The sequence below is a fragment of the Streptomyces sp. NPDC005899 genome (assembly GCF_040629645.1).
Taxonomy (GTDB): Bacteria; Actinomycetota; Actinomycetes; order Streptomycetales; family Streptomycetaceae; genus Streptomyces.
In genome coordinates this window covers 1-9,871 of record NZ_JBEXWB010000243.1, presented here as the reverse complement: position 1 = coordinate 9,871, position 9,871 = coordinate 1, and the positions used below count along the sequence as shown (strand labels likewise).

The following is a 9,871-nucleotide window of genomic DNA, read 5'->3' as shown; positions in this document are numbered from 1 at the left end:
TCTTTCGTGTCCGATTCCCGGCCGAAGCGGGTTCCTGCTGATTCGCTTTCCAGTTCTTCGCTTTCGCGTTTCCCTTTCCGGCGAGTCCGACTCTATCAGGCATTTTCCTTTTCCCTGACCATGTCCCGCAAGCATGCGGAACCAGAGTGAGGGATAGAGTCTGTGCTCGGGAGTCGCTGCCACCCCCGACTCGAAGTCGTGTTGGGGTCAAGCAGAGGTACGACAGTACAGGCTGCTGTGGGACGAGGCAAATCCCGTCCGGTGCGTCTCCCGGTCTGTCAACCGGTTGCTCTCGGGCGGAACCGGGACTTCATATGACTTACTCTGCTGATCAGTGCGCCGTCCTTTCTCAGCCCGGGCGGCGACGACAACGATCTCCACCCCCTGGGAGGCCCCCATGACCACAGTGACGTCCCCTCTTGCCGGCCGCGTCATCGGACTCACCGCGGTTCCCGACCCGGTGTTCTCCGGCGCGATGGTGGGCCCCGGCACCGCCATCGACCCGGTGCGCGAGCCGTCCGAGGCCGTTTCGCCGGTCGACGGCATCGTCGTCTCCCTGCACCCGCACGCCTTCGTCGTCGTGGACGACCAGGGCCACGGCGTTCTCACGCACCTCGGCATCGACACCGTCCAGCTCAACGGTGAGGGTTTCGAGCTCCTCGTGAACAAGGGGGACACGGTGACCCGTGGTCAGGGGATCGTGCGCTGGGACCCGGCCGCCGTGGAGGCTGCCGGCAAGTCGGCCGTCTGCCCGGTCGTGGCGCTCGAAGCCACCGCCGACTCCCTCTCAGAGGTCCGTGAGGACGGCGACGTGAAGATCGGCGAGACGCTGTTCGGCTGGCAGTGACCGCCGGCTCCACAGCCGCAGTGACAAGTCTGAGCGACAAGCCTTCTGGGCACACACCGCGACGGCCCAGCCGTCGCACAACCGGAGACGGGTGAAATGGAGACAACGCTGCGAGGCGTCGGCGTGAGCCACGGTGTGGCGATCGGCGAGGTTCGGCACATGGGCACGGCGGTCCTTGAACCGCCCGCCAAACAGATTCCCGCGGACGAGGCGGAGCGCGAACAGGGGCGCGCCCGTCAGGCCGTGGAAGCTGTCGCGGCCGACCTGATGGCGCGCGGCAATCTGGCGGGCGGCGAGGCGCAGCACGTCCTCGAAGCCCAGGCCATGATGGCTCAGGACCCGGAGCTCATCGCCGACGTGGAGCGCCGTATCGCCGTCGGCAGCACCGCGGAACGAGGCGTGTACGACGCGTTCGCCGCTTACCGGGCCCTGCTCGCCAATGCCGGGGAGTACCTGGCGGGGCGGGTCGCCGACCTCGACGACGTGCGCAACCGCATCGTCGCGCGGCTGCTGGGCGTCCCGATGCCCGGCGTGCCGGACAGCGACGAGCCGTACGTGCTGATCGCGCGCGATCTGGCTCCTGCGGACACGGCGCTGCTGGACCCGGCGCTGGTCCTGGGCTTCGTCACCGAGGAGGGCGGGCCGACCAGCCACAGCGCGATCCTGGCTCGGGCACTCGGTGTGCCGGCCGTCGTGGCCCTTCCCGGGGCGGGGGAGATCGCCGAGGGCACGGTCGTCGCGGTCGACGGCAGCACCGGCGAGATCTTCGTCGGACCGAGCGACGAGAAGCGCGCCGAGATGGAGGCCGCGGCCGCCGCCCGCAAGGCGGCGCTGTCCGCCACGACCGGCCCGGGGGCCACCTCCGACGGGCACAAGGTCCCGCTGCTGGCCAATGTCGGCGGCCCCGCGGACGTGCCGGCCGCGGTGGAGGCGGGCGCCGAGGGCGTCGGGCTGTTCCGTACCGAGTTCCTGTTCCTCGACGACAGCAAGCAGGCGCCGTCCGAGGAGAAGCAGATCGCGGCGTACCGGGCCGTGCTGGAGGCGTTCCCCGAGGGGCGCGTGGTCGTGCGGGTGCTGGACGCGGGAGCGGACAAGCCGCTGGACTTCCTGACTCCGGCGGACGAGCCGAACCCGGCGCTCGGTGTCCGCGGGCTGCGCAGTCTGCTCGACCACCCCGACGTGCTGCGGACGCAGCTGACGGCGCTGTCGAAGGCCGCCGAGGGGCTGCCGGTGTACCTCGAGGTCATGGCGCCCATGGTGGCCGACCGCACCGACGCCAAGGCGTTCGCCGACGCCTGCCGTGAGGCGGGACTGGAGGCGAAGTTCGGCGCGATGGTGGAGATCCCGTCGGCCGCGCTGCGTGCTCGCTCGATCCTGCGCGAGGTGGAGTTCCTGTCGCTGGGTACCAACGACCTGGCGCAGTACACCTTCGCCGCCGACCGCCAGGTGGGAGCCGTCTCCCGGCTCCAGGACCCCTGGCAGCCCGCGCTCCTGGATCTCGTCGCGCTCTCGGCCGACGCCGCCAGGGCCGAGGGCAAGAGCTGCGGCGTCTGCGGTGAGGCCGCTTCGGACCCCCTCCTCGCCTGCGTGCTGACCGGGCTGGGCGTCACCTCCCTGTCGATGGGCGCCGCGTCCATCCCGTACGTGCGGGCGACGCTGGCCAAGCACACGCTGGCACAGTGCGAGCGTGCGGCGTCCGCCGCCCGCGCGGCGGACACCGCCGAGGAGGCGCGCCTCGCCGCGCAGGCGGTGCTGTCGGGCGAGTAGGACCACTCCGGCGCCGGGCGCCGGGTCGAAGTCCGGAGCCGAGGGGGTTCCTGCCGTACCCGGCGGGAGCCCCCTCGGTGTTCGCCGGCGGCCGGGTCAGTGGTGCTCCTCCGGTTCCTCGGCGGCGAGGTCGAAGCCCGCGCAGTACTCGACGCCCGGCTCCGGCGGGACGGGCCCTCCTGTGCCGGCGTCGGTGCAGTAGGCGTCGAACACCTCGGCCGCGGTGAGCGGGACGAGGCCGCCGCGGGCCAGACGCCAGCCGTGCACGCGGTCCGGGCGCCGGGGGGCGGTGGTGCGCAGGACGACGCCACCCGGGACCTCGCGTGCGATGCCGGCGGCGAGCACGGTGGTGAACTCCGCCCCCTCCGAGGATTCGAGCCGGGCGTGACCGTCCGGCTCGCGGGTGACGTGCAGGACGGCGAGGAGTTGTCCGCCTTCGGTGGGAGTGCTGCACACCACGTGGTGGGTGCCCGGCCCCGCCGTCTCCAGGAGCCTGGCCAGGAGATGGGCGGCCCGGTCGAAGGCGGCGCGGCCGATGTCCTGTCCGCAGTCCGCGCAGTCGCCGAGATCGGCCAGGAGCATGGTGGCGTACTCCCAGGTCGCCCGGCGGACGGCCCGTGAGACGAGCAGCGGGATCAGCGCCTCGATCGGCTGGCCCGCGTAGGCCACGGTGGCTCCGGTGGCGGCGACCTCGGCGGTGAAGCGGCTGCGGCTCCCGCCGGTGTCCGGGTGGAGGCCGGACTCGCGGCAGAACTCGGCGTAGTCCGCCGGGTCGAAGAGGGCGACCGTGGTGTGCCTGCCCTGTGCGGCGAGTGTCCGGAGCAAGCTTTCGACCTGCTGGAGATAGACGGAGTGGTCGTCGAAGGTGAAGCTGCGGTAGCGGCGCATGGCCGCGAAGTCCTCCGCGTCGACCAGCAGGCCCACGGTGCTCGGTGCTTCGCGGCGGAGCGCGCGGCGCATGGACGGGCCGGAACCCTGGCGGGTGTGCGCGGCGGGCCTGCCCCGCTTCCCGCGCCGCGCACGCTCCCTCTGCGCGGCGCGGCCCATCCGGTTCGCACGTTTCGTCCGAGCGGTGTGCGTCATGAGTACCCCCGTACGCTGTGACCGATTGTCGACCCAGCGTAACCAGGGGGACTGACAACGACCCTCCGGTGCGGGACGTCAGCGGCGTTCGCGGGCGAGGGCTTCGTAGAAGTGGAGCAGTTCGAGGTTGTCGACGGAGCCCGGATTGACGGCCTTGGACAGTTCTGTGCCCTGAAGGAGTCGCTTGACCGGCACCTCGATGCGCTTGCCGGTGAGCGTGTGCGGGACGCCGGGGACCTCGATGATCTCGTCGGGCACGTGCCGCGGGGACAGGTTCTCGCGGATGGCCCGTTTGATCCGGTCACGGAGGGCGTCGTCCAGGGCCGCGCCCGGGGCGAGGTGGACGAACAGCGGCATCCAGTAGCCGCCGTCGGGCTGTTCCAGGCCGATGACGAGGGACTCGCGGATCTCGGGGAGGCGTTCGACGGCCTCGTAGATGTCGGCCGATCCCATGCGGACTCCCTGCCGGTTGAGCGTGGAGTCCGAGCGACCGTGGATGATCACGGATCCCCGGTCGGTGATGGTGATCCAGTCCCCGTGGCGCCAGACGCCGGGGTACATGTCGAAGTAGCTGTCGTGGTAGCGGCTGCCGTCGGGGTCGTTCCAGAAGCGGATGGGCATGGAGGGCAGTGGGTTGGTGACGACGAGTTCACCGACCTCGCCCGTCAGCGGCTTGCCCGCGGGGTCCCAGGACTGCAGGTCCGTGCCCAGACAGGGGGCCTGCAGTTCGCCGATGTGCACCGGCAGAGTGGGGACCGCGCCGGCGAAGCAGCTGCACACGTCGGTGCCGCCGCTGACGGAGGCGATCCAGAGATCGTCGGTCACCTCGTCGTGGAGCCAGCGGAAGCCGTCGGGCGGGAGCGGGGAGCCGGTGGTGGCGACGCACTGGACGCGGCTGAGGTCGTGGTCCCGGCCCGGGTGGACGCCGGCCTTGCGGCAGGCCATGACGTAGGCGGCCGAGGTGCCGAAGAGGGTGGCACCGGTCTGTTCGGCGACGCGCCACTGGGCACTGATGTCCGGGTGGCCGGGGCTCCCGTCGTAGAGCACGACGGTGGTACCGGTCAGGAGGCCGGAGACGAGGAAGTTCCACATCATCCAGCCGGTGGACGTGTACCAGAAGAAGCGGTCGTCGGGGCCGAGGTCGCAGTGCAGGCCGATCTGCTTGAGGTGTTCGAGGAGGATGCCGCCCTGGGACTGGACGATCGCCTTGGGGAGTCCGGTGGTGCCGGAGGAGTACAGCACCCACAGCGGGTGCTCGAAGGGGACCTGTTCGAAGACCGGTTCGGTGTCCGCGCCGGTGAGCGCGGACCACTCGAGGGCGCCCTCGGGCGCGTCCGTCCCGAGGAGGGGGATGTGGACGACCGCGCGCAGCGTGGGGAGTTCGGCGCGGAACTCGGCCACGGTGCCGGTGCGGTCGTGCTCCTTGCCGCCGTAGCGGTAGCCGTCGACGGTGAACAGGACGACGGGCTCCACCTGCTGGAAGCGGTCCAGGACGCTTCGGGCACCGAAGTCGGGTGCGCAGGAGGTCCATACGCCGCCGACCGCCGCGGTGGCGAGGAAGGCGACGACCGCCTGGGGGATGTTGGGGAGGTATCCCCCGACCCGGTCGCCCGGGGTGACGCCCAGGGCGCGGAGCTCGGCGGCCAGCGAGCTCGTCTGGCGACGGAGTTCGGACCAGCTGACGGGCACCTGGGTGTGGGTCTCGTCGACGTACACCAGGGCGGGGGCGTCCGCGCGCAGCGGGTCCTCGGCCGTGCGGAGCGCGTGTTCGGCGTAGTTGAGGGTGGAGCCGGGGAACCAGCGGGCGCCGGGCATCGTGCGGTCGCCGATCACGGTGTTGTACGGGGTGGAGAAGCGTACGTCGAACCAGTCGGCGACTGCCCTCCAGAAGCTGTCGAGCTCGTCGACCGACCAGCGGTGCAGCGCCGCGTACCCGCCGTCGGCGGGGGCTCCGTAGCGACCCGCCGCCCAGCGTTGGAAGCGGGTGACGGCAGCGGCCTCGATGCGTTCGGGATCGGGCTGCCAGAGCGGGGCGTCGCCGGCTGCTGAGGTCATGGGGGCTCCCTGGCCTTTCTGGTACGCGGGTGTGCGTGCGTCGCGCGCACGGGCTGGGGTGTGCGCGTGAGCGGCACCAACGGACGATGCCACGTGATCGTCTTTCGCACCAGGGTCCCCCTCCCATGGTGGCGCGTCCGTCTGTGTGGTGCGGCCACAGGGGTGCGGAGGGCGACGGGTGTCCTGGGCGAGGTGGGCGCCGCAGGCCGGTCGGGGGTGACCGGGGCCGGGCCGGGGGGGACGGGTCCGGCGCGGCGGCCGGCGGACCAGGGGCGTACGGGGTCAGCCGTAGCGGCCGGCGAACCAGGAGCGTACGGCCTGGGTGTGCAGGGGGAAGGCCAGGCTCCGCGGCGCGCGGAGCACGGTGTGGCCCGTCGTCTCGTCCGTCGGCGCGGAGGGCGGGAGGCCGGCGGCGGGGCGGGGCGGAAGCAGGCCGAACAGCAGGAGGTGGCCGTCGGGTGCGCTGAGGGCGTCGGCGAGCCGCACGTCCGTCTCCTCGGCCGCGATGCCGGTCTCCTCACGCAGTTCCCGTACGACCGCGTGGCGCCAGTCCTCGCGGTGGTCGACGTATCCCCCCGGGAGCGCGATGCCACCCCGGTGCGGTGGGACGGCCCGGGTGATGACGACGAGTCCGCCGCCCCGGTGATCGGTGACGGGCAGCAGTGCCACGGCGACGGGCAGCGGATTGCGGTAGGCGGTGCGACCGCAGGCCGCGCAGGTGCGTGGCCAGCCTTCGACGGCGTACGCGACCCCGCAGAAGCCGCAGTGGGAGTCCTTCACGGGCGGACTGTATCCGATCGCCTTCTCCTCCGGCCGCCGAACTGATAGACGGTGTGCCCATGACAGGAACCATGACAGGAATCGCCCGTACCCTGCGTACCGCGGCCGCCGCGACCGCCGCCCTGCTGGCCGTGACCGCCACCGCTCCGGTGGCCGAGGCGAGGCCCGAGCCGAAGGCTCCGCCGGAATTCGTCGATCTGCGCTCGGTCGATCCGACCATCATGACGGAGATGCGCTACACCACCGCGCACACCTTCATGGGAGAACCGGTGGACGGGTACCGGCAGCCCGTCTGCCTCCTGACCCGCCCCGCGGCCCGCGCGCTGCACAAGGCCCAGACCGGCCTCCGGCGCCAGGGGTACTCGCTCAAGGTGTACGACTGCTACCGGCCGCAGCGGGCGGTGGACCACTTCGTGCGCTGGGCGAAGGACCTGGACGACCAGGTCATGAAGGACGAGTTCTACCCGCACGTCGACAAGACCCGCCTCTTCGCGGACGGCTACATCGCCGAGAAGTCCGGTCACAGCCGGGGCAGCACGGTCGACCTGACACTGGTCGAACTGCCCGCCCGGCCCACCCGCCCGTACGTGCCGGGCGAGGAGCTGGCTCCCTGCTACGCCCCGCAGCCCGCCCGCTTCCCGGACAACTCGGTGGACATGGGGACCGGCTACGACTGCTTCGACACGCTGTCGCACACGGACGACCCACGGGTGCGGGGCGTCCAGCGGTCCAACAGGCAGTTCCTGAAGGAGACACTCACCGGGCTCGGCTTCACCAACCTGGCCGAGGAGTGGTGGCACTACACGTACAAGCCGGAAGTCTTCCCGGACACCTACTTCGACTTCCCGGTAGCCAGGCGTTCGGTCGCCGGCCGCTGACCCCACCGGAGCGGCGGACCGGCCGCGGGGGCCCCTGAGGCGGGAACGGGCGCCCGGGACCACCCCCGTGTGTCCCGGCCGCCCGTTCTTCATATCGGACGCGGAACTGCCGTACGCGGTTGCCGCGCCAGCCGTTACGGTGCCCCCATGTCACAGCAGACGTTCGAGTCGTACGAGGAATTCTGGCCGTACTACGTCGCCATGCACTCCAGGGCGGCGACGCGTTGGGTGCACCTGACCGGGACCCTGACCGGCCTCGCGATCACCGCCTACGGCCTGGCGAAGGGCCGCAAGCGGTACGTCGCGGCCCTGCCCGTCATCGGGTACGGCACCGCGTGGCCCGCCCACTTCCTCATCGAGGGGAACGATCCGGCGACCTTCGGGCACCCCGCGTGGTCGCTGCGCGGGGACGTGCGCATGATCCGCCTGATGCTCGCGGGGCGGGACCGCGAGCTGGCGCACACGGCGGCCAAGTGGCACGCCGACCACTCCTGACCCTCCGTGCGCGGAGGGTTGACGGCCCGTCACCTCGGGTGAAGACTCCTGCCACGACGGATGCCCGTCCGTGCCGTACGCGGCCCGTACCCCGGTCGGCGGGGGTGCGGGCCGCGTTCGGTGCTGCCGTCGGGTCTCAGGCCCTGGCGGGCTCCCGGAGTTCGTCGGCCCGCGCCAGGGCGTGCTCGACGACCGCCACCAGCACGTCCCGCGCGGACGACCGGTCGCGCGCGTCGCAGAGCAGCACCGGCACCTCGGGGTCGAGGTCGAGGGCTGCCCGCACGGTCCGCGCGGGGAACTGCTCGGCCCCCTCGAAGAGGTTCACCGCGACGGTGAACGGGATCCGGCGGCGTTCGAAGTAGTCGACGGCCGCGAAGCAGTCCTCCAGCCGCCGGGTGTCGGCGAGGACGACCGCGCCCAGGGCGCCCTGGGCCAGCTCGTCCCAGAGGAACCAGAAGCGGTCCTGGCCGGGTGTCCCGAAGAGGTAGAGGACGAGATCCTCGCGGAGGGTGATCCGCCCGAAGTCCATCGCCACCGTGGTGGTGTTCTTGCCCTCGACCCCGGCGAGATCGTCCACGGGGCGGCCGGCCTCGCTCAGGGTCTCCTCGGTCCGCAGCGGTCTGATCTCGCTGACCGCGCCCACCAGGGTGGTCTTGCCCACGCCGAAACCGCCCGCCACCAGGATTTTGAGGGTAACGGGCTCGACGGGCCGCTTGCTGCGGCTAGAGCGCCCGAAGGCCATTGATCACCTCGCGAAGAATGCTCACGTCCGGCAGCTCGGCCGGCGGAACGGGACGGGTGACGTGCACCAGCTCGTCCTCGACGAGGTCACCGACCAGGACACGGACCACCCCGACGGGGAGGTCCAGTCCGGAGGCGAGCTCGGCGATCGACTGGGGCATGTCGCTGCACAGTTCGACGATCTCCACGTGTTCCGGGGAGAGCGTCTGGTCCCGGCCGGGATCGTCGGCGGCCGGTTCGGGCATGACGATCGCGATCAGGTCGAGTCGGTGACGTGACGCGCTGCTGGTTCGCCCCCGGGTCATCGCGTAGGGGCGGACCACCGGGCCCGCCTCGGCGTCGTACCAGCGGGAGGCACCCATGTCGCCGGTGACCTGGGATGATCCGGGCGCGGCGTCCCGGGCGGAGTCGGCGCTCATGCCATCCCCTCACCCTCCGGCGGACATACCGGTCGTCCGGGGGGCGTTAGCCAGGTGGACCCCCACACGCTTGACCATCAGCGTCATCTCGTACGCCACCTGGCCCACGTCCGAGTCGGAGTCCGACAGGACGGCGAGACAGCTGCCGTCGCCGGCCGCCGTGACGAAGAGGAATGCCTCGTCGAGCTCGACGACGGTCTGCCGGACCCGGCCCGCGTCGAAGTGGCGGCCCACGCCCTTGGCCAGGCTGTGGAAGCCGGAGGCGACGGCCGCCAGGTGCTCGCTGTCCTCACGGCTCAGGTCCTTCGACGTGCCGGTGGCGAGGCCGTCGCTGGACAGCACCAGTGCCTTGCGGATGCTCCCGACTCGCTCGACCAGTTCGTCGAGGAGCCAGTCCAGTTCGCCGGAGCCCTGGCGTGAGGTGTGGTGTGCGGCGTTCGGTGCGGTCATCGACCGTCCCCTCCCGGAGTGGTTCCTGGTGCTGTGTCGCCGGGGCCGGTCACGTCCTCGGCGTTCTGCCGTCGGCCGCGCTGCCAGCCGCGCTGGAGCGAAGCCATGCGATCGCGTACCTCGTCCGCGTCACGTTCGATGTCCTCGGCGGTGACGGCGGGGGTGTTGCCGGGATTCCGCCCTGCGGAGTCCTCCCGGAGCTGTGGGGCGAGATTCGCCTGGCGGACCCTGCGCGGCAGACCACCCACGGTGTCCGGCGCGGGCGGCCGGGAGGCGGCGCGCTGCGGCGGGCGGGTCGCCCGGTCCAGCGCGGACGGCGCGGTTTCCGGGTCCGGCCGGCGGGCGTCGGGGCCCAC

At 71.8% G+C, this 9,871-nt stretch carries 10 protein-coding genes and 1 pseudogene; 4 read left to right on the top strand and 7 right to left on the bottom strand.

Going from position 1 to position 9,871, the window contains the following annotated elements:
- The first annotated feature begins 397 nt into the window (after positions 1 to 397).
- Both ABZ371_RS23320 and ptsP read left to right on the top strand, forming a co-directional pair.
- Complete coding sequence (locus ABZ371_RS23320) at positions 398 to 847, top strand: PTS glucose transporter subunit IIA (protein WP_358682862.1); 450 nt, start codon at positions 398 to 400, stop codon at positions 845 to 847.
- Positions 848 to 943: 96 nt separating this feature from the next.
- Positions 944 to 2,614, top strand: coding sequence for a phosphoenolpyruvate--protein phosphotransferase (gene ptsP, locus ABZ371_RS23315; RefSeq protein WP_358682860.1), 1,671 nt, complete (start codon positions 944 to 946; stop codon positions 2,612 to 2,614).
- Positions 2,615 to 2,710: 96 nt separating this feature from the next.
- Here the strand turns inward: ptsP and ABZ371_RS23310 are convergent, their stop codons facing one another.
- From ABZ371_RS23310 to ABZ371_RS23300, 3 genes are all read right to left on the bottom strand, one after another.
- Positions 2,711 to 3,574, bottom strand: coding sequence for a hypothetical protein (locus tag ABZ371_RS23310; RefSeq protein WP_358682858.1), 864 nt, complete (start codon positions 3,572 to 3,574; stop codon positions 2,711 to 2,713).
- 201 nt (positions 3,575 to 3,775) lie between these two features.
- Positions 3,776 to 5,752 carry an acetoacetate--CoA ligase gene (locus ABZ371_RS23305; RefSeq protein ID WP_358682856.1) on the bottom strand — a complete coding sequence of 659 codons (1,977 nt, stop codon included), beginning with the start codon at positions 5,750 to 5,752 and terminating at the stop codon, positions 3,776 to 3,778.
- 282 nt (positions 5,753 to 6,034) lie between these two features.
- The gene (locus ABZ371_RS23300) at positions 6,035 to 6,532 is read right to left on the bottom strand and encodes an NUDIX domain-containing protein (protein ID WP_358682854.1); all 498 of its coding nucleotides are present in this window, start codon (positions 6,530 to 6,532) and stop codon (positions 6,035 to 6,037) included.
- A 71-nt stretch (positions 6,533 to 6,603) separates the two neighbouring features.
- On the opposite strand from ABZ371_RS23300, the gene ABZ371_RS23295 reads away from it, so the two are divergent.
- Together ABZ371_RS23295 and ABZ371_RS23290 are read left to right on the top strand one after the other, a co-directional pair.
- Positions 6,604 to 7,410 carry a M15 family metallopeptidase gene (locus ABZ371_RS23295; RefSeq protein ID WP_358682864.1) on the top strand — a complete coding sequence of 269 codons (807 nt, stop codon included), beginning with the start codon at positions 6,604 to 6,606 and terminating at the stop codon, positions 7,408 to 7,410.
- A 147-nt stretch (positions 7,411 to 7,557) separates the two neighbouring features.
- Positions 7,558 to 7,905, top strand: coding sequence for a DUF962 domain-containing protein (locus ABZ371_RS23290; RefSeq protein WP_358682852.1), 348 nt, complete (start codon positions 7,558 to 7,560; stop codon positions 7,903 to 7,905).
- Positions 7,906 to 8,041: 136 nt separating this feature from the next.
- On the opposite strand, the gene ABZ371_RS23285 is transcribed toward ABZ371_RS23290, so the two are convergent.
- The 4 genes and pseudogenes from ABZ371_RS23285 to ABZ371_RS23270 all read right to left on the bottom strand — a co-directional run.
- Positions 8,042 to 8,647 (bottom strand): ATP/GTP-binding protein, encoded by a 606-nt coding sequence (locus tag ABZ371_RS23285; RefSeq protein ID WP_358682850.1) that lies wholly within the window; start codon positions 8,645 to 8,647, stop codon positions 8,042 to 8,044.
- Positions 8,628 to 9,065, bottom strand: coding sequence for a DUF742 domain-containing protein (locus ABZ371_RS23280; RefSeq protein WP_358682848.1), 438 nt, complete (start codon positions 9,063 to 9,065; stop codon positions 8,628 to 8,630). The genes ABZ371_RS23285 and ABZ371_RS23280 overlap by 20 nt, the downstream gene beginning before the upstream one ends.
- A gap of 9 nt (positions 9,066 to 9,074) precedes the next feature.
- Complete coding sequence (locus ABZ371_RS23275; RefSeq protein ID WP_358682846.1) at positions 9,075 to 9,515, bottom strand: roadblock/LC7 domain-containing protein; 441 nt, start codon at positions 9,513 to 9,515, stop codon at positions 9,075 to 9,077.
- Positions 9,512 to 9,871: pseudogene (locus ABZ371_RS23270) on the bottom strand (histidine kinase); the annotation flags it as partial. The gene ABZ371_RS23275 and the pseudogene ABZ371_RS23270, both read right to left, overlap by 4 nt.